Source organism: Actinomadura sp. 9N215 (genome assembly GCF_044326345.1).
GTDB lineage: Bacteria > Actinomycetota > Actinomycetes > Streptosporangiales > Streptosporangiaceae > Spirillospora.
This window is the reverse complement of sequence record NZ_JBIRBA010000040.1, coordinates 12,082-36,251: the sequence shown is the minus strand read 5'-3', so window position 1 is coordinate 36,251 and position 24,170 is coordinate 12,082. Positions and strand designations below refer to the sequence as shown.

The 24,170-nt window shown below is 65.7% G+C and carries 24 protein-coding genes and 4 pseudogenes; 11 read left to right on the top strand and 17 right to left on the bottom strand.

The window, feature by feature from the left end; translation table 11 throughout:
• Positions 1 to 9: 9 nt before the first annotated feature.
• Positions 10 to 804, bottom strand: coding sequence for a hypothetical protein (locus tag ACH34T_RS40990; RefSeq protein WP_396026409.1), 795 nt, complete (start codon positions 802 to 804; stop codon positions 10 to 12).
• A complete protein-coding gene (locus ACH34T_RS40985; RefSeq protein WP_396026408.1) occupies positions 804 to 1,553 on the bottom strand; it encodes a hypothetical protein in 750 nt (249 codons plus the stop codon). The genes ACH34T_RS40990 and ACH34T_RS40985 overlap by 1 nt, the downstream gene beginning before the upstream one ends.
• A gap of 206 nt (positions 1,554 to 1,759) precedes the next feature.
• Here ACH34T_RS40985 and ACH34T_RS40980 point away from each other — a divergent pair, with 206 nt between their 5' ends.
• Positions 1,760 to 2,176, top strand: a complete 417-nt coding sequence (locus tag ACH34T_RS40980; RefSeq protein WP_396026451.1) for a transposase — start codon at positions 1,760 to 1,762, stop codon at positions 2,174 to 2,176.
• Positions 2,177 to 2,256: 80 nt separating this feature from the next.
• On the opposite strand, the gene ACH34T_RS40975 is transcribed toward ACH34T_RS40980, so the two are convergent.
• Positions 2,257 to 3,381, bottom strand: coding sequence for a LamG-like jellyroll fold domain-containing protein (locus ACH34T_RS40975; protein ID WP_396026407.1), 1,125 nt, complete (start codon positions 3,379 to 3,381; stop codon positions 2,257 to 2,259).
• A gap of 432 nt (positions 3,382 to 3,813) precedes the next feature.
• On the opposite strand from ACH34T_RS40975, the gene ACH34T_RS40970 reads away from it, so the two are divergent.
• Both ACH34T_RS40970 and ACH34T_RS40965 read left to right on the top strand, forming a co-directional pair.
• Positions 3,814 to 4,590: an NPP1 family protein gene (locus ACH34T_RS40970; protein ID WP_396026406.1), complete on the top strand. Its 777-nt coding sequence runs from the start codon at positions 3,814 to 3,816 to the stop codon at positions 4,588 to 4,590.
• Positions 4,591 to 4,870: 280 nt separating this feature from the next.
• Positions 4,871 to 5,527, top strand: a complete 657-nt coding sequence (locus tag ACH34T_RS40965; RefSeq protein ID WP_396026405.1) for a transposase — start codon at positions 4,871 to 4,873, stop codon at positions 5,525 to 5,527.
• Positions 5,528 to 5,823: 296 nt separating this feature from the next.
• Here the strand turns inward: ACH34T_RS40965 and ACH34T_RS40960 are convergent, their stop codons facing one another.
• The 3 genes and pseudogenes from ACH34T_RS40960 to ACH34T_RS40950 form a co-directional block, all read right to left on the bottom strand.
• Complete coding sequence (locus tag ACH34T_RS40960) at positions 5,824 to 6,321, bottom strand: zinc ribbon domain-containing protein (protein WP_396026404.1); 498 nt, start codon at positions 6,319 to 6,321, stop codon at positions 5,824 to 5,826.
• Positions 6,322 to 6,360: 39 nt separating this feature from the next.
• Positions 6,361 to 6,579 carry a hypothetical protein gene (locus ACH34T_RS40955; protein WP_396026403.1) on the bottom strand — a complete coding sequence of 73 codons (219 nt, stop codon included), beginning with the start codon at positions 6,577 to 6,579 and terminating at the stop codon, positions 6,361 to 6,363.
• Positions 6,576 to 7,136 (bottom strand): annotated as a pseudogene (locus tag ACH34T_RS40950) (recombinase family protein); the annotation flags it as partial. The gene ACH34T_RS40955 and the pseudogene ACH34T_RS40950, both read right to left, overlap by 4 nt.
• Positions 7,137 to 7,804: 668 nt before the next feature.
• Here ACH34T_RS40950 and ACH34T_RS40945 point away from each other — a divergent pair.
• Positions 7,805 to 8,256 (top strand): annotated as a pseudogene (locus tag ACH34T_RS40945) (DUF6192 family protein).
• 271 nt (positions 8,257 to 8,527) lie between these two features.
• Here ACH34T_RS40945 and ACH34T_RS40940 read toward each other — a convergent pair.
• Positions 8,528 to 9,370, bottom strand: coding sequence for an SAM-dependent methyltransferase (locus ACH34T_RS40940; RefSeq protein ID WP_396026402.1), 843 nt, complete (start codon positions 9,368 to 9,370; stop codon positions 8,528 to 8,530).
• Between the two features lie 275 nt (positions 9,371 to 9,645).
• On the opposite strand from ACH34T_RS40940, the gene ACH34T_RS40935 reads away from it, so the two are divergent.
• Positions 9,646 to 10,635 carry a helix-turn-helix domain-containing protein gene (locus ACH34T_RS40935; protein ID WP_396026401.1) on the top strand — a complete coding sequence of 330 codons (990 nt, stop codon included), beginning with the start codon at positions 9,646 to 9,648 and terminating at the stop codon, positions 10,633 to 10,635.
• Positions 10,636 to 10,750: 115 nt separating this feature from the next.
• Here ACH34T_RS40935 and ACH34T_RS40930 read toward each other — a convergent pair whose 3' ends face one another.
• Complete coding sequence (locus ACH34T_RS40930) at positions 10,751 to 11,749, bottom strand: hypothetical protein (RefSeq protein ID WP_396026400.1); 999 nt, start codon at positions 11,747 to 11,749, stop codon at positions 10,751 to 10,753.
• A 415-nt stretch (positions 11,750 to 12,164) separates the two neighbouring features.
• A complete protein-coding gene (locus tag ACH34T_RS40925) occupies positions 12,165 to 12,830 on the bottom strand; it encodes a hypothetical protein (protein WP_396026399.1) in 666 nt (221 codons plus the stop codon).
• A gap of 681 nt (positions 12,831 to 13,511) precedes the next feature.
• On the opposite strand from ACH34T_RS40925, the pseudogene ACH34T_RS40920 reads away from it, so the two are divergent.
• The 4 genes and pseudogenes from ACH34T_RS40920 to ACH34T_RS40905 form a co-directional block, all read left to right on the top strand.
• Positions 13,512 to 13,983, top strand: a pseudogene (locus tag ACH34T_RS40920) (transposase); the annotation flags it as partial.
• A gap of 576 nt (positions 13,984 to 14,559) precedes the next feature.
• Positions 14,560 to 15,153: a hypothetical protein gene (locus tag ACH34T_RS40915; RefSeq protein WP_396026398.1), complete on the top strand. Its 594-nt coding sequence runs from the start codon at positions 14,560 to 14,562 to the stop codon at positions 15,151 to 15,153.
• A 244-nt stretch (positions 15,154 to 15,397) separates the two neighbouring features.
• Complete coding sequence (locus ACH34T_RS40910; RefSeq protein ID WP_396026397.1) at positions 15,398 to 15,988, top strand: histone-like nucleoid-structuring protein Lsr2; 591 nt, start codon at positions 15,398 to 15,400, stop codon at positions 15,986 to 15,988.
• 1,130 nt (positions 15,989 to 17,118) lie between these two features.
• Positions 17,119 to 17,283, top strand: a complete 165-nt coding sequence (locus ACH34T_RS40905; protein ID WP_396026396.1) for a hypothetical protein — start codon at positions 17,119 to 17,121, stop codon at positions 17,281 to 17,283.
• A gap of 467 nt (positions 17,284 to 17,750) precedes the next feature.
• Here ACH34T_RS40905 and ACH34T_RS40900 read toward each other — a convergent pair whose 3' ends face one another.
• From ACH34T_RS40900 to ACH34T_RS40890, 3 genes are read right to left on the bottom strand one after another with little or no spacing between them, the layout of a single operon-like run.
• The gene (locus ACH34T_RS40900) at positions 17,751 to 18,029 is read right to left on the bottom strand and encodes a hypothetical protein (protein ID WP_396026395.1); all 279 of its coding nucleotides are present in this window, start codon (positions 18,027 to 18,029) and stop codon (positions 17,751 to 17,753) included.
• A 3-nt stretch (positions 18,030 to 18,032) separates the two neighbouring features.
• Positions 18,033 to 18,260 (bottom strand): hypothetical protein, encoded by a 228-nt coding sequence (locus tag ACH34T_RS40895; RefSeq protein WP_396026394.1) that lies wholly within the window; start codon positions 18,258 to 18,260, stop codon positions 18,033 to 18,035.
• Positions 18,261 to 18,273: 13 nt separating this feature from the next.
• Positions 18,274 to 18,687, bottom strand: a complete 414-nt coding sequence (locus ACH34T_RS40890) for a hypothetical protein (protein ID WP_396026393.1) — start codon at positions 18,685 to 18,687, stop codon at positions 18,274 to 18,276.
• A gap of 85 nt (positions 18,688 to 18,772) precedes the next feature.
• Between ACH34T_RS40890 and ACH34T_RS40885 the strand changes: the two genes are divergently transcribed.
• Positions 18,773 to 19,360, top strand: coding sequence for a methyltransferase (locus ACH34T_RS40885; RefSeq protein WP_396026392.1), 588 nt, complete (start codon positions 18,773 to 18,775; stop codon positions 19,358 to 19,360).
• Positions 19,361 to 19,518: 158 nt separating this feature from the next.
• Here the strand turns inward: ACH34T_RS40885 and ACH34T_RS40880 are convergent, their stop codons facing one another.
• Positions 19,519 to 19,764, bottom strand: a complete 246-nt coding sequence (locus tag ACH34T_RS40880) for a DUF6879 family protein (protein WP_396026450.1) — start codon at positions 19,762 to 19,764, stop codon at positions 19,519 to 19,521.
• Between the two features lie 20 nt (positions 19,765 to 19,784).
• Positions 19,785 to 19,985: pseudogene (locus ACH34T_RS40875) on the bottom strand (DUF6879 family protein); the annotation flags it as partial.
• Positions 19,986 to 20,221: 236 nt separating this feature from the next.
• Here ACH34T_RS40875 and ACH34T_RS40870 point away from each other — a divergent pair.
• Entirely contained in the window at positions 20,222 to 20,995 is a 774-nt protein-coding gene (locus ACH34T_RS40870) for an ABC transporter substrate-binding protein (RefSeq protein ID WP_396026391.1), read from the top strand.
• On the opposite strand, the gene ACH34T_RS40865 is transcribed toward ACH34T_RS40870, so the two are convergent.
• The 3 genes from ACH34T_RS40865 to ACH34T_RS40855 form a co-directional block, all read right to left on the bottom strand.
• Positions 20,973 to 22,841: a CocE/NonD family hydrolase gene (locus ACH34T_RS40865; RefSeq protein ID WP_396026390.1), complete on the bottom strand. Its 1,869-nt coding sequence runs from the start codon at positions 22,839 to 22,841 to the stop codon at positions 20,973 to 20,975. The genes ACH34T_RS40870 and ACH34T_RS40865 overlap by 23 nt on opposite strands.
• 220 nt (positions 22,842 to 23,061) lie before the next feature.
• On the bottom strand, positions 23,062 to 23,238 hold the full coding sequence (locus tag ACH34T_RS40860; protein ID WP_396026389.1) for a 4a-hydroxytetrahydrobiopterin dehydratase: 177 nt from the start codon (positions 23,236 to 23,238) through the stop codon (positions 23,062 to 23,064).
• Positions 23,239 to 23,447: 209 nt separating this feature from the next.
• The gene (locus ACH34T_RS40855) at positions 23,448 to 23,768 is read right to left on the bottom strand and encodes a hypothetical protein (RefSeq protein WP_396026388.1); all 321 of its coding nucleotides are present in this window, start codon (positions 23,766 to 23,768) and stop codon (positions 23,448 to 23,450) included.
• Between the last annotated feature and the right edge of the window lie 402 nt (positions 23,769 to 24,170).

Genomic DNA, 24,170 nt, shown 5'->3' with positions numbered 1-24,170 from the left:
TCTGCGAGTTCAGTGGCCGAGCGCAACAACTCCAACCCCACGGTGTAGGAATTCCGGATGCGGAGGGCGTAGCTCATGGCAACGACAAGCCGGCACGCCTGGGGATACCGGTCTTCGTTCCAGAGCCGTCCGCGCACAGGCCATGAGGTTGGGAAGCTCCTCATCGAACCACTCCAGTGCCTGCCCGAACGTCGCCGGTGGATCATCAATCGGGTTGCTTCCCGCAGGCTGACGCCGCAGTGACCTCAGCGCATAGTCCGCGTGTTCCGCAGCGTTCGTGTAGTAGTCGAGCAGGCGCGCGCGTGCAGATTGCTGTTCCACCCCGGACATCTCCTTTCTCGCGAGATCGGCTCCATAGCTGCGTATCAGATCGTGAAATCGAAATCGTCCAGGTGCGATTTCCTCGAGAAGGTGACGAGCATGGAGCGTGTCCAGCCGCAGAACGGCATCGTCGGCGGAGATCCGCATCATCGCCCTGGCCACCGCTGATGTGAGGTGCGGCGTCGGACTCAGACCCAGATGGCAGAACAGGGTGAACCCGGATTGGTCCAGGTGACGGCAGGACAGGTCGAACGACCGGTGGACTCGGGCGGTCACACCGTGTCCGTGCTGCTCGGTCTGGTTCAGTTCCGTCACGAGGTCGGCCACTTGCCAGGCGCTATGGGCGCGCAGGCGTCCCGCCGCCAGGCGCAGCGCGAGAGGGACGCCGCCGAGCTGGCCTGTGAGTTCAGTGAGATCTTGTTCCCGCACTACCGACTCCCCGGCCGCTCGAGTGAACAACGCCTTCGAGTCCGCTGTGCTCATTACATCCATCGGAAACGTGTACGCGTCTCCAGGTCGGTCATTCGCATCCGGCTGGTGATGATGACCAGCGATTCGCCTGTACCAGGAAGGAGAGGTCTCACCTGGTCGGGTCCCGCGGCATCATCGAGAACGATGAGACATCGGCGGCGGGCCGCCAGGGCACGCCATCGTGCCGATCGGGCATCGACACCATCGGGTATCTGGTCCGCCGGAACTCCAAGGCTGGACAGGAGGAGCTCGAGAGCGACCTCTGTACCGAGTGGTGCCTGTTCCATGGCATGCGCCCGGAGATCAAGGTATAACTGCATTTCTGGATACTGATCGGCCAGCAAATGCGCTGCGTGGACGGCGAGAGCGGTCTTGCCGATCCCGCCCATCCCTTCGAGCGCGCAGACTTTGATGCCTGAGCCCGCGGGGTTTCCCACCAACCGAACGATCTCTGCGATCTCCTGGTCCCGTCCGGTGAAGCCGGACGTGTCTCTGGGCAGGGTGTTGAGCCTGCGCTCGAGCGGCAGAGGCCCGGACGGATGAGAGATCATCCCCAGGTGCGACCGGGACTCGCCGAAATACGCCAGCGCGCTCGCTGCGGCGACCAAGCTGATCAGTGCGACGCCTGGCCAGAACTGCCAACCTTCCGTGAAGACATCCGAAAGGATGCCGACGACGGTCAGGACGATCACACCACTGGCCGCGATTACTCCGTAGCGAATCGCCTGTCTCCTGCGGTCCCTGTCCTGACCGATGGCCATCCAGCTCCTCCGCCGCGCTCGTCGCGACTGGGACGGATCGGCCACACAAGTCGTTCCAGAGCAGCCTGAGCCAACCGCACCTGCGCTTGCCGCGAGTTTCTTCCCGCTGAAACAATACGATGTTCGCCGTGCGGCGTTAAGTGTCCGGAAGGTAGACGTCTCCAAACGATCATCGTGCTTACACCCGCCCGCACGGGGTCCGGCACCTGCTCGCCGCCTACGACCTGGGCACCGACAAGCTGTACGGCCACATCAAGCCGAAGAAGAACCGGACGAGGTTCCTGGAGTTCTGCCGTTACCTACGCAGCCTCTACCCGCCCAAGATCCGCATCGCGATCGTGTGCGACAACTTCTCCCCGCACCTGACCACAAAGAAAGACAGCCGGGTCGGCGACTGGGCTGCAGCCAACAACGTCGAGTTCGCCTACACGCCGACCAATAGCTCCTGGATGAACCGCATCGAGGCCCAGTTCACCGCTCTGCGTTACTTCGCCCTCGACGGCACCAACCACGCCAGCCACAAACAGCAGGGCAGCATGATCCGCCGCTACATCATCTGGCGGAACAAGCACGCCACCGACGAACGACTACGCCAGGTCGTCAACAGGGCGAACGTTGCCTGATGCGGCACTAGCTGCCCTCCTCCAGCGAGCCACCGAGCGCCGCTACTACACCGTCCCCTTCCCGGTCGCCATCTACGACCTCAGCCGAGCGTTTTGATCTCGTCCGGGGTGAGGGCCTGGTCGAAGACCTGGACATTCTTGATGCTGCCGGGGAAGAAGTCTTTGTACGTGTCGCCGTACTCGCGGGCGAGGCCAGCGCCTCCGATGATCAGTTGGTCCGCTGGTGACTCGGGTACGGCAACGTTCACGCTGTCGTCTGAGCCCACCTGTTTCCCGTCAACGTAGAGGGCCAGCATGCCTCTGTCGCACACGCCGACAAGGTGGGTCCAGCGATGCGGGACGGCTTCGACGGACGACTGCACGCGAAACTCGTCCCTGGGCCCGGAGAAAGCCCAGCGATTGGGTTTCGCCCAGTACTGCAAGAAGAAAGCGGTCAGGTCACCGGCGGACTGGCTGACGACGGTGACAAACTCCGAAGTTGTGTCCAGTGTGTCGAGCCATACCCATACGGAGACGGTGTAGCTGTGGCCCGAGCTGGTCTTGAGCACCGGCCCAGCGGTGGCCACCCGACTGCTGCGACCGTCGAACAGGGCGGCCCCACCGCTGCCTACGCCCCAGCGCACCGCTGTCGCGGTGCCGTCATGGCTGCCCGCGGTGTCCTTCGCGATCTTCGCTTCGCCATGCTCGTCGAGCAGCCACGCGGCAACCGGTTCGGGTGTGCTGTCCTGCGTCAGGTAGATGCCGGTGGATACGCTGGCCGCGGCGAGGGCGGCGAGGGCGCCGAGGACAACGGTCCGACGTGTGCGGACCTGCGGGGCGTCCTGCCCGATCCCCAGGGAGGCGGCCGGGCCGGGCAACCCCGCCCGGACCGCGCCGCCCGGCTGGTCAGAGAGCGACACCGCGTGCCAGGAGTCGATCTGCGCATCTCGGGTGACGGGAGCGACCGACTCTGCGGATGTGCGGTGTGCATCGGCCCTCGCCCACCGACGGTGCAACTCGGTCAGCTCGGCGGGGGTGGCCTTACACAGACGGGCGAACTGCTCGATGGGGGCGTAGTCGGCGGGCACTGTGGTGCCGCGGCAGTACCTGTGGAGCGTGGAGGGGCTCACCCCCAGCCGCTTGGCGAGAGCGCTGTAGCTAAAGGGAGTGCGATCCTTCAGCTCCTGAAGCAGGGCCGCCAAACTACCCATTTCGGCATCGGTCATGACCGCCTCCCCATCACACGATGTTCCCGCGCCATGGTGCGTCCCGGAGGATATCCCATCCGCCCACGTTCCCGCAGGCCAGGTAGGGGAGAACGTTCTGATGTCCCATCCCATCTCAGACCTCTGGCGATGTGCCGACCGCTGTGGCCAAGGTGAGGTGGCCGCCAAGGCAAGGGACGACCTGGGCCAGCAGATTTGGACCCACGATATTGCCGGCCAACCCAGGAACGCTGTTCCACAAAACCAGCATTTATAGACTTATTCGAGGAGAGCGTGTTGACAGATACCATGATCTGCCGTCTTCCATTGGCGCTATTCAGGCGCCTGTGGACGGACGGTTTAATCCGAGTTCTTGGAGGTATCATGTTTAAGTCCAGAGCGGCAAAGTCGTCTCCGGCCAAGCGTCGATCTCTACGCCAAACAAGTCTCGGCATGACTGCGATCGGCATTTCAGCAGCAGCGCTGCTGATCACTGGCCCGGCCGACAGCGCATGGGCCGACCCTCCCACCGCGCTGCCCCGGGCCGCCGACCTTGCGGACCTGGCATACATGCCCGCAACCGACTATGACGTGGACGGCTGCTATCCCTCACCGGCAATCGGCCCGGACGGCACGCTGAACCCAGGGCTCAAGAAAGGCGGCCACCAGAACGGTAACTGCCGCGACCAGTCCGACCTGGACAACGCCAACGTGTACTCGCGTAGGAAGTGCAACAACGGCTGGTGCGCCTTCATGTACGACTACTACTTCGAGAAAGACCAGTCGGCCTTAGGCCCCGGCAGCGCCGGCCATCAACACGACTGGGAAAACATCGTAGTCTGGGTCAAAATGGATCCAGGCGGCTTTCACATTACACACGTCTCGGCCTCTCAGCATAAGGGGTATGAGAAAAAAGCGGTAGGCGAAGGCATCCAATTCGAGAACCTGACTCACCCGAAGATGGTCTACCAAAAGGACGATGCCGACCCTGGCCATACTCACAACTGGCGCTTCGCCAAGCCCGACGGCGGCGACGAACCACCCGAAAACCACTACGGAACCTGGCAGTATCCAAACCTCGTCAGCCACGACCGATGGCCCGCAGGCCTACGCGACAAGGTCTTCGATAAATGGCCAGAAGGCGTCGCCCCGAAGATTCAGGACCGGCTCTTCAACGAATGGCTAGGCAAAGCCAGACCCGACAACATTCCATTTGACCCTAACGCCTAATATCCTCTCGTTGGGTGTCGGCCCGGATATGAACAACCGAGCCGACACCCCAGGTCACGGGGGGTATCTCAGCAAGCGTGGAAATGATCTCCAGGAGAGTGTAGGTGAGATCACGCGGAGATCATCTGAAACATCCGGGGAATTATTATTATGCCTGTTTCGGAGAAATTGCCTGCTCAGGCTGGTTTTGCTGCTGCGGGTGGGGTGGTGGGGGATTTGTCGTCTCCTGCTATTACGGTGGAGGAAAAATCCCGCCTCTTGTGGCGGTTCGCTGCGTGAGGTGCTGGATGACAACGTACTGGATCTGTTGTTGGAGCGGTCGAAGGGACGAGGCCGGGGGTTGCGGTTGACCGGCGAGAACTCGTTGCTCGGTCAGCTGGTCAAGGCGATGTTGGAGCGGGCTCTGGAAGCAGATCTGACTGCCCATCTCGGCTACGGGAAGCACGATGTGGCCGGCAACGGGTCGGGGAACTCCCGCAATGGGCGGGGCAAGCCCAAGACCGTGCAGACCGGGGTTGGTCCGGTGCGCCTGGACGTGCCGCGGGACCGGGCGGGGACCTTCTCTCCTGTGTTGGTGCCCAAGCGTTCGGGCAGGGTCACCGGCGGGTTGGATGACATGGTCATCAGTCTGTACGCCCACGGCATGGGCGTGTGCGACGTCCAGCACCACCTCCGGCAAGTAAATGGCACCGAGTTGAGCCACGAGACGATCTCGCGGATCACTGATCAGGTGTTGGCCGAAGGGCGCACCCGTTCAAGCATTTTCGGCACGGTCCACATCACCGCCAGCCGCGACAACCTTGACCAGGTCGATCCACGCCTGCGCCTGGTGGCGGGCGTCGGAGATGGTGCGTACGAGGGCTCCGGCACGGTCCACATCGCCGCCAGCCGCGACAACCTTAGCCAGGTCGGTCAACACCTGCGCCTGGTGGGATGAGTCGGTGATGGAGAGCGCGAGGTTTTCGGCACGATCCACATCGCCGCCCTGGCGAGGATCGAGCCTGCGGCAGCGTATATGCAAATGGTTGCGCTTGGGTCTCGGACACACAGTTTGTACGTGACCGAGTATTTCTGGGCATTTCAGAGTGCCCCTTGGAGCTTGGTCTGCAACCAGGGGTCGGCCCTTTCCGCTGTTTGATCACTTCCTTCCATCATCATTGTGAGCGCCGTGAGCACACGGGCCGCAATCCGCGTGCCGGAACGGCACGTGCAACGCCGCGAGGCGTTGTGGTGTCAGCGTTTCTGGTCGATGGTGACCTTCACCTCCTTCGGGGTGCCCGTCCGCAGGGTGCGGGTCTCGGGCTCGTAGGTGAGCGTGATCTTGCTGGTGCGCAGGTGGTCAATGACCTCCCTGGGGTCGGGCGACGCGCCGTCCGGCACAATGTCTGACGGTCCGGTCAGCAGAATGTGCAGGGCCGGCAGGTGGGGCAGAATGTGGTCCTCACGGACGTAGAGGTTCTTGGGCCGATCCGGGTCAGAGCGCGACGCGCCGGTGTGGCCGTGCCGACACCGGTACGCCGCCCGGTTGTTGGCCCAGCACGACTCCAGCTGCCGCCCGCAGATCCCGCAGCGCAGCAGCCCCGCCAGCAGGTGACAGCGATCCGGCCTGACAGCTGCGCCGCGCGGGGTCTGGATGCCTTGGACCGTGATGTAGTCGGTTTCGCTGACCAGGGCCGGGTGCGCGGGGCGGGCGGAGATGACCCAGCCGTCAGGCAGACCCCACCGCTGCACCTGCCGGTGCCCAGCCCGGTGTTGGACGGATCGATCAGATCATGCTCGGAAGGCTGACGGTTCCACACCTACCGGCCGGTGTAACGCGGGTTGGCCAGAATCGTCCGCACCGTAGTCAACGTCCACACCCTGATTGGTCCGGTGGGCGTTGCGCCGCGGATCGGCCACTGACGGGCAGGGAATGTGCATGTCGTTGAGCGCCCGGGTGATACGCGCCATGGAGTGCCCGGCCAGCCGGTGCGCGAAGATCCACTTCACGATCGGCGCGGTCTGCGGGTCGGGCTCCAGCCGACGGGCCCGCCGGCCCAGGCGGCATGCGCCCGATTCGGGTGGGGACCCGCGTCTACAAGCTGATAACCGTACGGAGGGCGGCCGCCCAGGTACCGGCCCTGTTCGCGGGCCTGCGCGGCCATCGCCGTGGACACCCGGATCCTGGTCCGGGTGATCTCCCGCTTGGACTGGATACCGAGATTGATCATCAGCTGCTCGTGGGCTTCGGCAGTGAAATCGATCGGGCCGCCGGTCTCGGGCATCCACAGTTGCACGCCGTAATGCTCGAACAGCGGCGCCATCAGAGAGACCTGGTTGCCGTAGAACGCCCGCTCATACTCCCCCACCACGATCGCGTCGAACCCGCGATCCAGATCGGCCAACGCCGCCGCCTCCGGACGACGCGACCACGGCAGCACCCGGCTATGCCCGACATCGAAATACTCGGCCACAATCCACCCGTGCTCACTGGCCAACTCGGTGGCCTGATGATGCTGCCGCGCCCGCGACGTCACCGGATCCTGATGATCCTCGGGCGGCACCCGCCCATAGAACGCGAACGCGCCCCGTCCCTCCGCGACTGTGTCACCTGGCGCTTCCCCGACCGCTCAGCCCACGCCAGAAGGGAGTCCGACCCGGCATGCCTGTCCGCGTCCCTGTGTACGCTCAACGGCCTCGCCGCCATGACCTGCATCTCCTCCAACTGGAAGCACCTTTTCGGCATCAACATCCGGCAAGGAGAGGTGAGCCATATAACGAACGATGGAACGGTCCCCCGGAAGTAATCCTTTCCTCACGTTCGAGAGACCATGAGAACTGGCCCTACAGGCCTCCGGTGACTCGGCGTCGGCGACAGCGGACACGTCCACCTGCGGCCCAGTATGCATGTGATTCATAATGTCAAATATGCATTTGCCTGATGCGAGTGTCGGCGGTTTCGCTTGGTTACCGAATGACTAACGAGGTGACCGATGACTGACTCAGGTGCTCCCGTCTCCGAACTCGATCTGTTCGGCGACCAGGTACTCGTCGGCTCTTATCCGTTCTACGCGGCGCTGCGCGAGCTTGGGGGCGTCGTCCGGCTCCCCGCGAACGACGTGTATGCGCTCACGCGGTATGACGTGACCCCGGTTCGAGACCGGCGACGCGGCGCTGGAGATCGCCCCTGTTACAGCCACAGGGCGGAGCGCACGCCGACGACCGGCTGTTCGGGGTGGAGGCGGCTGGAGCGGCTGTCGGACGACACCCGCTCCCGGTCGCGACGCTGGCGAGCCGCCGCTGGGTGTCCTCGCGCCGGACCGCGCACCATCGCCAGGCCGGGGTGTCGTATGGGGTGCACACGATCCTGGCCCCCGTCTCCGACGACCAGCGGCGGTGGGCGACGATCGCCGAGACCCGCTCAACGAGCGCAACGGGCGCCTTGAGTGGACCGAGGACAGCGCAAAGCGTCCGGTCGGGCACAAGATCAACCACCCGGTGTCGATGACGGAGAAGGTGCGCGCGATTCACGACGTGGCACGTGACGGGCAGGTCGCCGCCACCGGGACGACCGGGTTACTGTGCCGCCCGACCGTCGCGCGTCAGGCCATGGACGACGCTCAACGGCTCCGATCGGGAGCCTGTGACCTGGGCGGAGGCGAGTCCTTGCCAGTTGCGGGTTCTTGAGGCACAGCCCTGGGGGTCAAGGGGTCGTGAGTTCAAATCCCGCCGTCCCGACAGCACAAGGCGGTCTGATGGTCTCTCCCCACCGGCATGCCGTCCGGCCGGGCGTTCGATCATGGAGGCGGAAAGTTCGGTCAGAGTTGTCCAATCCGTCAGCGCCAGGGAGGGGTCGTTCCAGTTCGTCTTCGGTCTGTTTGTATTCGCTTGCGTCTTCGGGTGGGCCCGAAGACACGCATTGCTTCAGAGTGCTGTTGGGATCGCCGCGCGGCGTGGTTCACGGTTTGCGTCCGACCCCGCACATCAGCCAGGGCACCTTGTTCTGGTAGTCCTCGCCTTCGAGTTGGTCGACGGCGTCCGGTCGCCATTGGACGCACGGCACGAGCCCAGGTTCGAGAAGTTCGAGGCCCTCGAAGAAGACGGCGAACTGCTCGCGGGTGCGCGCGACGATCGGGTTGACACTCTGCTGGTTCCAGACCCGGATGCTCTCCGCGAGGGTGTCGCTGATGCCGGCGACCGGATCGGCGATCACCAGGTGACTCCCCGAAGGAACGGTGGACAGCAGGTAACGCACGATGTTGTACGCATCATCGTGGTTGGTGATGTGTTCCAGGATGCCGAGCATGCTGATCGCGATCGGCGCGGTGAACGTCAGTGTCTTCTTCGCCTCCTTCACGATGTACTCAGGTTTGCGGGCGTCGGCGTCGATATAGGCGGTCTTGCCTACTGGGGTGCTGGTGAGCAGCGCGCGAGCGTGCGCCAGTACGAGAGGGTCGTTGTCGACGTAGACGACGCGAGAGTTCGGCGCGATACGCTGGGCGACCTCATGAGTGTTGTCCGCGGTGGGGAGGCCGGTGCCAATGTCGAGGAACTGACGGATGCCGACCTGACCGGCCAGGTGGCGTATGGCGCGGCCCAAGAAAGCACGATCGGCGATCGCGGCGTCGACGATGTCGGGGAGCACCTCGCGGACCTGCTCCCCGGTTACCTGATCAGCGGGGTAGTTGTCCTTGCCTCCGAGCCAGTAGTCCCACACCCGGGCGGAGTGTGCTTTGGACGTGTCGATTTCAGGAGGTAGCCGGTTACTCGGCGGACCGGGCGGAAAGGCATCGGCAGCCATTACAGATCTCCTTGAAGGCGCAGGCTTCACGTAGACCTCTATCCTGCCTTATAGCCGGGCTCCTGAGGAGTGTGATTGGCTCACCGTCCGCAGCAATTCGGGTGAATACGCTGGTCGTGGCCATGCAGGGGTCGCAACGGTCGCCGATGTTCGGATCTTGCAGGGATGCCGCAACGACCTCGGATGGCACTCGCTATACTGTCGCCCACTCCGCAGAGAACCCAATTAAGTCTGCGACCTGTGAATAGTGCTGCGAAACCAGATGCCTGCGGTGAATGCCGCACCGGCTCCGAAATACTTGTAAATATCTCGTCGAAAACGTTGCGGTCGGCGGTGAGTCCGGCGAGTATCCGGACGAGTCGGCGGCGGGGAACGGGAATGACGGTTCTATCGTGGATTACCGGCTGACGAACCCCAGGCCCGGGCCGACGGTGACGTCGATGCTGGTGGGCGCGCGGCTACGGCGGCTGCGGGAGACGCGGGGGATCAGCCGCGCGGCCGCGGGTGCAGTGATCGGAGTGTCGCAGGCCAAGCTCGGCCGTCTTGAACTCGGCCGTACCGCGATAGATCTGGACGACCTCACGAAGCTTCTCACGCTGTACGAGGTGGACGGCTTCGAACTACAGACGCTGCTCGCCCTGGCCGGCCAAGGCGACACCCCGGCTTGGTGGCAGGCGTATCGGGAGGTGGTCCCGCCCTGGTTCGAGGCATACCTCAACTTGGAGCCCCTGGCCATCCGCATCCGCTCGTACGACGTGGACTACATACCGGGCCTGCTACAAACCCCTGACTATGCGCGTGCTGTGATCCGGCATGGCCACCCTGATGCAGATGATCGAGCGATTGAGTGCCGCGTGCGCATGCGCCTGCACCGCCAGCAAATTCTGCACCGGTCTACCCCGCCTCAGGTGTGGGTGGTGATCGACGAGACGGCGTTGCGTGCTGGGTTCGGCGGACGTGAGACGATGCGGGCGCAGCTACGGCATCTGATCGAGATCGCGATCTCGCGGCGCCATGTGACCGTCCAAGTGCTGCCGTTCACCCGCGGGGGACATAGCGCCGCCGGCGAACCGCTGGCCCTCCTGCGTCTGCCCGAGCCGACGCTACCCGACGTGGTCTATCTCGAACGTCTGACCGGCGCCGAGTACCCTGCCCGCCGATCCGACGTCCTTCACTATCAGCAGCTTCTCGATCATCTGGTCGTACAGGCTCACTCGCCGCCGGTCAGCATCGACATGCTGCGCGATGCCTACGAGCATCTCTGAGTCCCGAATGCAGGGACGACCGCAAGGGCTCAGAGCCGACGAGCCGGCGGAAGGTCAGGCGACCAGCGTGGGCGTCGGATGATCTCAGAGAAGTCTCGGGCGACCACGAACCGCGTCAACGCCCCGAGGGCTCGTCGTCCGAGCGTTCGGCATCGCCCTCACTTCGTTCCCGGGCGGCTCTCACAGGAGGCGTCAGCCCGTTGCGCAGAGCGTCGCGGCTCATCTTGATCAACCAGGTGACCGCGAGCGGATGACCGTGCTGAGCGGCCCGCTCGAACCAGGTGTAGGCGGCCTCGGGACCGCCGAGTTCAAGGTAGATCTCCCCCAACTGGAACTCCGCCTCCGCATCGGCGAAGTTGGCGGCGCGTTTCAAGTAGATCAGCGCGACGTCCAGGTCAGCGGCTTCCGCTGCGGCGGCTCCGAGCTCGGTGGCCTGTTGGACGGCGAGTCGGACGGGGTCGCTGGAGTCGAGCAACTCGACGGCGGCCGGGTGCCCCTCGACAGCGGCCCGGGACAACCATGCCCGGGCATCGAGGTCCTGGCCGTCGAGTAGAGCCAGGACACCCAGACGACGGGACGCGTCCAGGTCGCCGTGTATCTCCGCGGCGCGGTACAGCGTCACGCCATGCTGGTCATAGCGCAACAGTATCCGCCACTCGGGTGCCGAAAGATTTCTCGGACTCGGGATGTGTCCTTCCCACATTGCGCTGATCTCTGCAGGAACCACGTCCCTGGCGGATTCGGGCGAGGGCCGTGCCGCTCCGTGGTCTGCCCTGTGGACTGCTTGCCAGCGCATGCGCCACTCCGAGAGCACCACGCTCTGGTCACGCGCGGGCTGCCCAGGCTGCGTCTCGGCATATTTCAGGCATGCCAGGACAAAACAGGAGATCCAGTCCCATGGTTGGGGTGTCTTGCGGACGTGATTGAACACGTCACTTATTGCCGTCGCCGACAGGACGGGGAGCTCCCATCGCCCCCGATACTCCCGCTTCACCTGCACCGAGAGTCTCGCGAGGGCGCGGTTGGAGGGGCCGCCGCAGTCATGTTGGAACTGCTTCAGCTCATTGAGGAGCTCCTGGTACCTGTCCGGATCCCAGTACAGAACGCGCTCCATCCAAGATCACACTCGCAATTGTCGGATCGCCGGAAGTCTCGGACAATAGCGCCCGAGACAGTGATTATCGTGCCAGGCCGTCCACGGCTTCGCACTCACCCCACCGAATTTCCCGTGATCCGTGTCGTCCCGAGCCACGCCAGGCTCGGCTACCTGCACTTATCCGGCTTGCCACGCAAGGCGGCGGGCAACCTGCTTCCCTATTGCCGCGGCCGCAATTCTCCAGGGCTGTTACCCTGCGGTCTGCATTCTGTGTCACGTGACACAAACCGAGGAAAACAAGCGCTCGCTGACATGTGGCCCGGTTGCTCGTGCGGCGCTCATGCCGGGCCGAACACCGACCTCGCAGAAGGCAGCAAGATCGAATTATGGCGTCGATACAAGGGTGCGCGACAGCGGGGTTTCGGGCGGGAGTCTAAACAGGACCCGGGGTAGGCGGAAACCAGACCCAACCCTGAGCCGAGGTCTCTTTGAGGATGCACGCCACGGCCTGATATGCAGCGGTGTCGATCAGCCCACCCTGACTGATGACGTCGGCGTAGAGCTGATCGGACACGATCAGGCCAAGGTCTGCCCTCGTCTCTGCCAGCTTCTGCTTGAACATCGGTGCTTCGAGCAGCCGGTACAGAAGGGTGAGCGCCCGGCCGGACACGCCATGCGCATCGCGCTGCACCAAGCCATGATGCACGGCCATACGAAGGCGCATGTGGGTGCGGAGACCGGCCAGTTGGTTGCAGCGGCGCAGCACGGCCGTCAGGTGGTGGGCCAGTGGATCCGTGAACAGATAGGAGGGAATGGCGGGCGGTCCAATGATCATCACCCCGTCCCCGCGGTCCTCGCTGTAGCACTGCCGCCACGGAAGCAAGGTCATTGCGAAGGCGGCCTCCAGCGCGTGATACAACTGCGCGCGAAGGACCCGCTGGGCGTCGTTCGTCCGCTGTGGGTCACCGAATCCGACGACATCGACTGCCACCACGGTGGTGTACATGCTTTCCGGCAGGTCATCCGGCCAAGAGGCCGCACGGTCGGCATTGAGGGACCGAGACACGGGATCGCCGGGGAATGAGGCGCCGCTCGTCACAGAAGCTCCCAAGCCGGATCGGCCCAGAACTCGATGAGCTCCTGCTCTGAGAGATCAGCCACCGGAGCCGGCCGGAGTCGCCGTCCAGTGTACAGCATCCATACCGTGATCAGCAGGTACGCACACAACTCATCCTCACTGCGGGGAGAGTTGAATACTCGCGGTGGTTGATCGCCGGCAGGGCGGCCGCCCGACCCGGCCGCAGCACAGTCGCAGGCAGGTGCCGCCCGGTGACGCTGGCCACGCCAACAACCCCCAGGAGCGAACTTGAGTGGCGCCATGAACGTCCGCCATTCTGTTGATCGGAAAATTCTCCGGCGCCCAGTACGCCAGTCCGCTCGCCGCCTGTGAAGGACTCCCAACAAGTCGGGACAACCCGGTTCACAGAGCCCCCGGCGAAGCCGCAAATCCACGACATTGCGACATTCACCACAAAACGTCCACATGCTGTTCGCCGTCACCCGGACGGCACCCAGAAAGCGGGCGCCCCACCGGCAAGTGGCCACCCTCTATGCGGTGCTCCTTGATACAGAGACGGCGGATATGTGATGCTCGGGTTCTATTGCTGACGCAGGACCACAGAATGCTTCTGATTCGAGTGGTACATCCGAGCGCCAAATAGGTGAGCAAATATGGCGCCGTGGGCCCGCCATAAGAAGCTTCAGCGATCGTGCTGCCGCACTGGCCCGATCCCTGCGGTCGGTCCACGACCAGCGCGACCAGGTCGCCGCCAAGGTGGAGGAGATCCTTGATCCCCACCCTCTTGCCAAGATCCTGATCTCCATGCCCGGCATCGGGATCAGGATCAGCGCTCGGATCCTGCTGGAGATCGGCGACATCACGGCATTCGCGACCGCCGGGCACCTAGCCGCCTACGCCGATCTGGCTCCCGTCACCCGCCGCTCCGGCTCTTCCATCAAGGGCGAACACCCCCAAGGCGGCTACAAAGCCCTCAAACGCGCCATGTTCCTGGCGCGTTTGCCTCGCTCTCCGACCCGCTGAGCAGGCCTACTACGACCGGAAGAGGGCCGAGGGCAAGAAACACAACGCCGCCCTCATCTGCCTGGCCCCCCGCCCAGACGTCATCTACGCCATGCTCCGAGACAAACACCCATACCAGCCCACACGCAAACCCGACGCCAGGGCGGCTTGACGAATCCCATGGGGACACCCCCGGGTGTGCGGTTGGCCACCGATCACCCTGCCCTGGCGGCAGATCCTCTCCGACGTGCGTTTGCTGCCCATGAACGTGCGGGATGAGCAGGTTGCCTCGTTGACTCCCATCAGGTCAAACGTGGCGCCTCACCTCCCATGATGCCGCTTCGGGCTATCAGGAGACGCTCCAACCCGGAAGGCAGCCCTTGGACGCGGGATTGCCCGACTGGCACGACACACGTGCTGCGCGAACTCGGATGCTGTCCCCGCTCCACAAGATCAACTGTCGCAGTTCTCCAGGCCCCGCGCTTCATCCTGAAAGCATGTCATTGCCGGACGACCCGAATGAGCCGACTTTCTGATCAGGCCTATGGGAGTTACAGGAATCGCGGCCGAGCGATGATCACGATCCGTCAGCGACCGGATCGGCCGGAGCGAGGCGCTGACCTGGGCTGGTCCGCGTCGCCCTATGGCCACCTTCGGCGAGGTGACTGGGTTTACCGAGAACTGTCGTAACTAACCATCACACTTGTCCGCGGAGGGACGAGGAAGCGCGGGCTTCAGGAGGTCGCGGTTGGAGCAGCCTCGACGGTGGTGGCAGTCGGTCCTCCCCGCCGACTGGATCGTGTTCGCCCTGCCGGAAGATCTGGTGAGAGAGCGATATACGGCCCTCCTAGCCGCGCTGGAAGAGCTGTCCACCAGGTGTCCGATGGCCAGTCTCGACGAGATCGCCGCACAGGCGCGGAGTGTGGGCTTTCATGATCCGCTGCCAGAGTCGGAGCTGCTGGGCGCGCTCGACCAGCTTGCGAAATGGGGTTTCGCGGAGCCATTCCGGGATTACACGGCACCGGTGCGCGACTACCAAGGGGTGATCGTCCGCCAGGAGGCATGGGCGCTCACGCGCAAAGGCCGGGGGATCGTCGCGGCCGTCCGGGCGGCGGGCGTCGATACGCGGCGAGCGCTGCAATTGCCCAGCAGGCTTCTCGACAATGCGGAGCTGACCATACCGTCCACGAGCGCGACATCATCATCGGCACCCTGGAGAACGTGGGATGGGGCCTGGGTGTTAACGGCCACAGCGCAGAGGCCGACGAGTACTCGGCCATCCGGCATGAAGTTTGGGAGCACACCGACCCTCCCCTCGACAGCCCGGTCACGGTGTCACTGACACCCCACCACTGGTTCCTGCTCGCCGGTCTCCTCGACAGGACGGCGTTCCAGGACGTCGATCCCGAAGAGTCCCCGGTCAAGCTGCGGGTCCGCGACCGGATCACCGAAGCGCTCGGCGGCGCCCTGCCCGCCCCCGCACAACCGTCGGCCCCCAACGGGGCCAGGCCGACCTTCCCGTCGGTGAACTGGGCTTCTATGAGCTGTATAGCGCATGGAGCGCGGGCGGGGACAGGTTCGCCGGAATGGACGGGGGCTACGACGCCTGGATCGGCGAAGGCAACGGGCTTCTGGTCAGCTCACACATCCTCACCGGCACGCGTGACGGGACCGTCCACGTCGCCGTCGAACTCCTGAATGGCCCGCCCTCGCTGGAGACCGGGCCGTGGGACGACGTCGCCGAAGCCTCATCGTGGTTCTCGACCGTCGGCATCCCGGTACCACCGCCCGAGGGGAACAAGCTCATCGCCGCCGCACCCGGACGCGACGGCGTCGCCCTGCTCCGACTCGACCCGGTCTGGCCGTCCGATTGCATGTACCGCGTCCGGGTGAGCGTCCGGGGACGCGACGCGGGCACCGCGGAACAGCACCTGATCCAGCTGTGGCGGGCACCATCGGCACCCGGGAAACTCATCAAAGCGACCGATCTGACCGGCCGCCGTCGCCGCCCGGAACGGCCCGCCGCAGCGCGGCGACCCCCCGCCGACAGTGACATCCGAGCCTGGGCCCAAAGCAACGGACTCCCCATCAACGAATACGGTCGCATTCCCGCCTACATGGTCGCCAGATATGAGGCCGCACACCGAGCAGAGGGCGGGGATGAGCGACCGACCTGACCGGCGCAATCCACTGATCACAGTGGGACGACGACCAGGAACACCAAGATCGAAGGCCACAAGGCCCAGCAAGTCGACCCCACGAAACCCGGGGCAGCTCAGCGAGCCACCACTCCAAACTCGCATCCCGAGCTAGGACCGACCGGACGCCCGCCTCTAGTCGGCAGCATGGCGGGTGCCGAATACCGCACCCTTCGAATAAGTGCTCTGCCCCAGTACGCGCCGTCCCCCCGCCGCAGCCTCGAACCGCACAGCTACCCCGCCGAGCGACCCGACCGACCCTCGCGACCCGTCCAACGGCAGCCGGAACCGCGGCCAAGAGAAGTACCGGGAAGCGGCCGAACGGTCTCTACGCCGCCAACCAGAACCGGACTCCTGAGACACGGGACGTCAGGTCTTCATGACGACGATCAGCAGCGCCCCAACCGCGCACGCGGCCCCGATCGCGGTCGCAAGCTTCGGATCCCGGCTCCCAGGGGGTGGCGGGTCTCCGGGCGAGAAGCCGGCCGCAGCCGGTATGGCCGCAGCCGCCACAGAACCCGCCGGAGTTACAGGCGCATCCGCAGCAGCGCGGGGCCTCGCTTTGAGGGCGTTCACGGGGCCCTAACCGGCCATCCCACCACCGGCAACCGGGGCAGAGACGGTGGTGTCCTGATGGGCGAGAGCGGCGGCGTCCTCGTGGAGGATGTCGGTGGCCTGCTCGTCGCTCGCCCCGCAACATGGCCTCGGAACGCATGGAGTCGGATTTCGTGAGAACGATGCGCTGGGTGCGCCACGCAGCCACGCGGTCCCACGGGCTCGGCGAGGGTGCCTATGCTCGCCATGGTGACGTTCCATACCCGGACGGCGCACGTCTGCTTGCTAACAACTATTGCGGCTAGTCACGGATTTCGGACACCCGCAAACCCACCTGCGACACAAGATTCTATGACCCCCATCGTCCATAGATGCCCTCCGAAGTGCACCGATCTAGATCTTGTCCCGTTTTGCGAGGGTTGGGAAAAGGCCCGGAATATGATGCGATTCATACGCTCTCTCCGGCAGGTCGAGACCGATCGGCTCGACCTGGGGATGGTCCGGCCAGGTTGAACCACCTATCCGACCGGGCCTGATGGGAGAGGGAGGTTCCGATGGCGGAAACGCCAGAGGACCCCTCCCGCGGTGACGATGCTCAGACCGAGCATCCCAGTTCGGGTGATCGAAAGTGGAGCAAGGGAGAGGCCGCCTGCCAGGTGGCGCAACTCCTGCTCCAGGCCGCCATGGTCGGCATGACGGTTTGGAACACGCTTCACTGAGCCGAAACCTGGACGAGCCCCAAGCCGTAAGGCCTGGGGCTCGCTCCGCGGGACTGAGGACGGCTTCTCTCTGCTTGGCGGCGTGGGGAGCCGTCCTCTTCCTATGTCCGTGTGCTGCCATCAAGTACCATAACCGACTTCCGGTCTTTACAACCTTGCTTACTGTGTGTTGGATCTCTGGTCTGCAATGCTGCTTCTCTGTGTGACTGCTGGTGGGAGCGCCTCCCGGTGGCACCACTGGCTGGTTTTCGATCGGGAAAAGATCACCTTGTGTGAGGACCGAAATTAGCTACCCCGGAGGGGTAGGCTCTCTTTGCCGCTGTCGACCGCGCGGTATCCAGGGCTGCGTGGTGTCGGCCCAGACCGTGCCTGGGTGTCCATGCCGTGATGATGCCCCACCAGACATCGAACGGCCCGTGCAATGAAGCGAGGCCCGTTCGATGTCTGGTCGAGTGCTGTCCTACTGCTCAGTGCAGCTGCGCCGCCAGGTCCAGGGCGCCGGCGGCGATGAGGTTCCCGAGCGCCCCCGCAGCAGCCGTGTTCAGGTGCGCGCCGACGAGCTGGAGGCCGCGCCAAATCCGCCCGACGTCGGGGGAGCCGCTGTTGACCTCCCGCTCCAGTTCCGCCATGGTCTCGACGACCTCGGCCTCGCCCTCGGCGGGGAGGTTGATCGTCGGCTTCGCCTGCCGGTATTGCTGGACCACTCCCATGACCTTCGCGGCCGTGCCGACTTCGATGACGGTCACGTTCTACGCGAAATGCTGGCTGTCGACGGCGAAGGCGCCCTTCTTGTCGCCACCAAAGCTGATTTGCGTTCCGCTCTTGTCCTTCGCCAGGTCGCCCCACTCAGCCAGGATCTGCATCCAGCCCGCGAGATCGAGGGCGAGCACGTCGACGCCGAGGAACAGCCGCGTGCGCCCGTCCGGCAGAAAGGCCGCGCGGACATCGAACAGCGGCCACCGCGCCGCGTCGCGCACCTGGTGGGAGCACTCATGCCGGAGCGCGGCCAGCCGCGCCCCCGCCTCCCCCGGGGCCGCCCGCCGCAAGATCCACGGCCTCGATCGTGTAGGGCGGCACCGCGGACAGGACGTGCTGCTGGCCGTCGCCGTCCACGATCATGCGGAGCATCGGGTGATGTTCGACCAGGCGGTTCCAGGCGACGGTGAGCTGGGCCAGGTCTTTGTCCGGCCCCTCCGGCCCAGGCGCCCGGTCGTACTCCCGGTAGTAGAACGTCGCCACTCCCCCGGGCGGGAACGCTGGATTCCGGCCGATCCAGTACGCGGCCTGCAGCGGCGTCAGCGCAAAGCCCTCATCTGTCGCGCCCGCCACCTCCGGTGCCTCCCCCGGATCGGTGACCCCCGCCGCGACGCTCCGCACAGTGGCGGCCCCGAGGAAGGCCGTCATCGGCAGATCGAGCCCGAGATCTCGCAGCCTGCGGCGTAGCCGGACGGCAGTCGACAGGCCCGATTCACTTCATTCCCTGACCCAGATGTTCACCGACCCGGCCATGCTGCGAGCCTGGGAGCACCTGGAAGACAGCGTCCGAACCGGCCGGACCTCCTTCGACCAGCTGCACGGCAAGAACTTCTTCGCCCACCTCAAGGAGAACCCCGGACTGTCGGCCCTGTTCAACGCCGCGATGAGCCAGGGCACACGGGCGACCGCCGACGCGCTGCCCGCCCGCTACGACTTCGGCCGGTTCCGGACAATCGTGGACGTGGGCGGCGGCGACGGAACACTGCTCGCCGCGGTCCTCCGGGCGCACCCGCCCGCGCGCGGGATCCTCTTCGACACTCCGGAAGGGCTCGCGCAGGCCCCAGACACATTGCGGCGGGAAGGAGTGGACGAGCGCTGCACCCTGCAAACCGGCGACTTCTTCGCCACCGTGCCCGGCGGAGGGGACCTTTATCTGCCCGAACTGCTGTACATCGATTCGAGCATTCCGCAAAGAGGCTGGGTCAAGGTCGGTCCCGTCGTCGAACCGAAGGGTGACCTCGCCGTCGCGCATCACCAGCAGCTTGGCCTGGTGAGCGCCCGCCCCCCTGCACGGCCACGAACATCTTGGAGGCCGTGCTGACCAGGTACCCATCGGCGTGCTCGAAGGTGATGACCCGGTACAGGCCCCGGATGCGCACGGCGGTGCTGATGCGGCCGTCCTCGGCCAGCTGCGCCGGCCAGGCGGGATGTCCCACGCCCCCATCGTGACCAGCCTTCGGTCGTTCATCGGAAAACGGTTCAGGCCGGCGGCGCGTAGTCCTTGTGCGGCACAGCGACCGCCCACGCCGCTTCGAATGCCTCCCGGGACCGTGCTACCAGAGCCGGGTCATCGTCCCACTGCTGCCCAGCCGGGCCGTCATCACGATCGTGCAGGTTGAACGTGACGAACGCGCCGTCGATAACGAACATGTCGTTGCCCGGCAGGAACAGAGAGGAGGCCAGGCGGCGGGGCAGCCAGCGGATGTCCTCCCCGGCCTCGACCAGCTGGGAGAGAACTCATAGGCCCCGAGCACGTACTTCGAAACCGGTTCGGAGATCGTCTTAATCCGGCGCATCACGACCCTTGCGGCGGCCCGCGCTGCGGTCGCTTCCACCGCGTTCGCCCGCACCGCCTTCGCCGCCTCCGGATCAGCGGCACGCCGGCTGATGTCGATGCCGTACCGATCACGCAGTTCCAGCGTCCACCTGGTCGCCGTCGCGCCCGCGACAAGCTCGTTGCCGCGTCGGTCACAAAGCTGGGCTGGCCATGCATTGCACCGCCGCGGCCATCGCCAAAGGGATCAACGGCGCCACTCCTGCACCCGGAACAGCCGCCGCGCAGTGGAGGCGTTCACCCGGCTACTGGATCGCCCGACCTCACCGCCCAAGACCTCTCTGCTGGCCTCAGCCTCCGGAAACCACCTTGGAACCCACCCGCCCTCAGGGTCAGGATTCGCCCGACATGAACATGAAGAGGTCCCCCTTCGACGACCCGCGGGTGCGGCAGGCGCTGCGGTTGGCGATCGACCGGGAGCAGGCGCTCACGGCGTGCACGTCCGGGCACGGCGTGGTGGCGAACGACCTGCCCGAGCCGTTCGCGCCCGGCTATTCCAAGTCGCTGGTGTGCAGGCGGGACGTCGCCCGAGCGCGCCAGTTGCTCAGGGAGGCAGGTAAGGAGGGCGTCATGGTCGAGCTGGTCACCGGCCCGGTCTCGGCCGAGGCCGTGCCCATGTGTACGGTGCTGGCGAAGAACGCCGCCGAGATCGGGATGACCATCAAGGTCCGGCAGGTCGACACCGCCACGCTGTTCGGCCCCAACTTCCACGACTGGAAGTTCTCGGTCGACAAGTGGCCGCCGCAGGGCGACTACCTGACCCTGATGACGCTGACCGACCTCAGCGACACCACCACGCTGACCCACCCGCCCGAGGCCGACCTCCGCGAGCTGCGGTCGATCTCCGAGAAGGCGCAGGCCACCGGCGACCGGGCCGAGCGGCTGCGGCTCACCGAGCGGATGTACCGGATCCAGTTCGACCGCGGCGGCTGGATCATCCCGTTCTTCGCCAACGTCGAGAGCACCCACAAGGTCCAGACTGCGGCTGGCCCAAGAACGACTTCTCCGGACGGACGTTCGGCAACGCCCACTTCGAGCAGGTCTACCTGGCCTCCGGCTGACCCGCGGCGGGGGGCGCGGGCCAGCCGTTACGCCGGGGTCAGCGGACGGGCGCCGGAATGATCGGCAGCGTGATCGACGACGGGTGCGCCGGGTCGTGCAGGACGGTCTGCGACGCGGGCTGCGTGGTCGTGTCGGCGCCGAACTTCCCGCCCGTGTTCGGGTTCCGGTCGTACATCGGGAAGTTGCTGCTGGAGATCTCCAGCCGGATGCGGTGGCCCGCCTTGAACAGGTTGCTGGTCGGCCACAGCTTGATCGTGTACTTGTAGACCTCCCCGGGGGTGATCAGCTCCGGCTTCTCCAGCGAGACCCGGTACCGGGCGCGCTGGATGCCGTCCCGGACCAGCATCGAGATGCCGTCCGGCTGGACGTCGGTGAGCTTCGCCGTCCAGTCGGTGTCCTTCGCCGAGGACCTGGCGTACAGCGTGACCGAGATCGGGCCGGTGACCTCGGTGTCCTTGGTGAGCTGCGGGGTGCTGTAGACCAGCACGTCCGGCCGCTGCTCGACGGGCCGCTGGTCCCGCGGGCCGCCGGGCACCGAGCTCTGGAAACGGCCGCCGACGCTCGGTACCGGGTTCGCCGGGTCGTACTGGTACTGGTCGGCCTTCTCGTCCGTCGCGGGCGCGGTGGTATCGAGCGTGCCGCCGCCGTTCGCCGTGTTCGCGTCGCCCTTGCTGTGCAGGTAGTACGTGGTGTTGGCGGTGCCGGGGATCGGCCAGGAGTCAGCCGTGCGCCACTTGTTGGCGCCCATCACGAAGACCTTCACCGCCGGATCCTTGTCCACGCCGTTGTCGATCCCCTTCAGCCAGTGGTCGAACCAGCGGAGGTGCAGATCGCCCCACGCGACGACCGCCTCCGGACCGAAGTCGACGTCGCCCACCCTGCGGCCCGAGCCGCCGTGCGTCCACGGCCCGACGAGGAGCTGCGTGCCCTGCCGGGCGACCTCGGACCCGCCCTGGGCGCGCACCCCGGCGAAGTTCTCCACCGTCCCGTTGAGGAAGATGTCCGACCAGCCGCCGAAATTCAGCGATGGCACCTTGACCTGCGGATACTTCGTGCGGATGCTCCAGCGCTTCCAGTAGTCGTCGTCGCTCGGGTGGTCGATCCAGTCGAAGTAGTACGGCGCGATGCGGTCGTCGTCCGGGTACAGCGGCGGGAAGTTGTTCAGCGGCTGGTGCCGGTACCACTTGGCGTGCAGGTCCCGCGACGCCTGGGTCATCTCCGCCCGCAGCTTCGCGCCGTCCGGGAGCTTGCTGGTGACGCCTCCGGTGAGGAAGCTCAGCAGCCAGTCCTGGATGAACGACTGGTACAGCGCGCCGCCCTCGTAGGTCCATCCGTCGTAGATGTCGGAGGACGTGAACCCCGGGGCGATCGTGACCAGGTGCGGGGGCGTGAGGGTGGCGGGCAGCCACTGCGTGAGCCCCGGATAGGAGAACCCGTACATGCCGACCTTGCCGTTGGAGTGCGGCAGAGCGGCGGACCACTCGATGGTGTCGTAGCCGTCCTCAGCCTCACTCCGGTACGGGTAGAAGGTGCCGTCCGACTTGTACTCGCCGCGGACGTCCTGCACCACGACGAGGTAGCAGGCCTTGGCGTAACGGTCGGGGGGGCCATAGACGAAGCTCAGGGCGCCCTCCTTGTTGTAGGGCAGCCGCATCAGGATGACGGGGAACTCGCCGTCCCCTTTCGGCGTGAACACGTTGCTGCGCAACACCGTCCCGTCCCGCATAGTGGCAGGGACGTCCTTCTGGACGCTGAATTCGCACTCCTCCGCCTTCGGCGGGGCGTCGGCGGCCGCACCGGGCGCGGCGGCGACGCCACCCAGCAGCACCACGGCCGCCGCTACAAGGGACAGCCGCCAGCTGCGACTTCTTCTGTTCGCCCAGGTCGTCCGCCGTCTCGCGCGCATCGCCGCAACCCCTTCCTGGCCGGGGCGGCGGGGCCGCCCGTCAACTGTTCGACGTCGTCGGGCGGAGCATCGCATGATCACGACGGCTGGTCAGGAGGGCGGTCAGGGGCTGTCGGTCGGACGGTCGATCGGGTGCGACGAACGGTCCGTTTGTAGCGAATTGCCGGAATCTATCGGACGCGCGAATTCGCCCCCTTCGTCGGTGCAGCACGCCGCACGTCTAGACCGGCTCGGCCCCGTGCCCGGCCGCGATCGCGTCAATGTGGCGGGCCAGCTCGAAATCCTTCACGGTGATCCGGCCGCCGGCGTCGTGAGTGGTGATCGCGAACCTGATGCGCTGCCAGGTGATGTGGATGTCCGGGTGGTGGCCGACCTCGCGGGCCTTGGGCCGCCACATACATCGCCAGGTGAACGGTCTCGTGGTAGGTGTGCCTGAACGTCCGGGTGATCGCGTCGCCGTCGCGGGTCCAACCGGGCAGCCCGGCCAGGTGCTCGGCGATTTGGTCGTCCGTCAGCGGTTCGGGGATGGACACGGCTACCTCCGCAGTCAGGCGACGGACGCGATGATCTCAGCCAGTTCCCGGCCGCGGGCTCGGCGTGGCGCGCTCAGCCGTCGGCGAGTGGGTCTTCCGCTGGCGCGCACAGCTCGCGGTACGCCTCGTGCAGCTCGGTCGCTTCTGGCACACTCCGAGCCTGCACGGCCCTGATCACCTCGGCGGCCCGCCAGTAGTTCGACGGCACCAGCCGACCGCTCGTCACCGCCTCCAGTGCGGTCTGTGCCGCCTCGTCCGGCTGATCCGCCGCGAGCAAGTGCGAGAGCCAGGTCGAGCCGTGCGGACGCCGCACGCCGGGGCCGGGCCGGGCCAACGGAAGGTGTTTCCAGCCTGGCCAGCACGCCGCGGGCGTACGGCTCGGCCGCTGAGTCACCGACCCATGCGAGCGTGGTTGCCGTATTAGCGTCGCTCTTCGCCGGGTCGTATCGGTAATGGTGCTCGGGACGGTCTGGCATCGGTAGCGGGTTCCACAAGCCGCTCAACCCGGGTGAGCGCGTCTCGCGTCTTAGGGCCGTCGCCGAGCCGTTCCCACGCACGGCCCTCCTGCGCGGTCGACTGGATGAACGCTGAGCCGCATCGCCGCATCGGCCCTTCATCACAGAGGCCCGGCCCCCAAGAGACTGACCCGTCCTGGTCGCTCCAACACAACCGGTCTCCAAAATGCGGAGACAAGTTTGGAAAGGTGCTGTGACACCGCCGCGATATGCGCCCGACCACTTCGGCCAACTGGTCGACCGCGCGCTCGTCCTGGGAGACCGGCAGGATCTAGACCAGG

Bases quoted from the DNA above. Each gene is read 5' to 3' on its own strand.
- ACH34T_RS40990 (WP_396026409.1), bottom strand. From the start codon at position 804: ATGAGCACAGCGGACTCGAAGGCGTTGTTCACTCGAGCGGCCGGGGAG.
- ACH34T_RS40985 (WP_396026408.1), bottom strand. From the start codon at position 1,553: ATGGCCATCGGTCAGGACAGGGACCGCAGGAGACAGGCGATTCGCTAC.
- ACH34T_RS40975 (WP_396026407.1), bottom strand. From the start codon at position 3,381: ATGACCGATGCCGAAATGGGTAGTTTGGCGGCCCTGCTTCAGGAGCTG.
- ACH34T_RS40970 (WP_396026406.1), top strand. From the start codon at position 3,814: ATGACTGCGATCGGCATTTCAGCAGCAGCGCTGCTGATCACTGGCCCG.
- ACH34T_RS40940 (WP_396026402.1), bottom strand. From the start codon at position 9,370: ATGGCTGCCGATGCCTTTCCGCCCGGTCCGCCGAGTAACCGGCTACCT.
- ACH34T_RS40935 (WP_396026401.1), top strand. From the start codon at position 9,646: ATGCCGCACCGGCTCCGAAATACTTGTAAATATCTCGTCGAAAACGTT.
- ACH34T_RS40930 (WP_396026400.1), bottom strand. From the start codon at position 11,749: ATGGAGCGCGTTCTGTACTGGGATCCGGACAGGTACCAGGAGCTCCTC.
- ACH34T_RS40910 (WP_396026397.1), top strand. From the start codon at position 15,398: ATGGACGGGGGCTACGACGCCTGGATCGGCGAAGGCAACGGGCTTCTG.
- ACH34T_RS40905 (WP_396026396.1), top strand. From the start codon at position 17,119: ATGGCGGAAACGCCAGAGGACCCCTCCCGCGGTGACGATGCTCAGACC.
- ACH34T_RS40890 (WP_396026393.1), bottom strand. From the start codon at position 18,687: ATGACGGCCTTCCTCGGGGCCGCCACTGTGCGGAGCGTCGCGGCGGGG.
- ACH34T_RS40885 (WP_396026392.1), top strand. From the start codon at position 18,773: ATGTTCACCGACCCGGCCATGCTGCGAGCCTGGGAGCACCTGGAAGAC.
- ACH34T_RS40870 (WP_396026391.1), top strand. From the start codon at position 20,222: ATGAACATGAAGAGGTCCCCCTTCGACGACCCGCGGGTGCGGCAGGCG.
- ACH34T_RS40865 (WP_396026390.1), bottom strand. From the start codon at position 22,841: ATGCGCGCGAGACGGCGGACGACCTGGGCGAACAGAAGAAGTCGCAGC.
- ACH34T_RS40860 (WP_396026389.1), bottom strand. From the start codon at position 23,238: ATGTGGCGGCCCAAGGCCCGCGAGGTCGGCCACCACCCGGACATCCAC.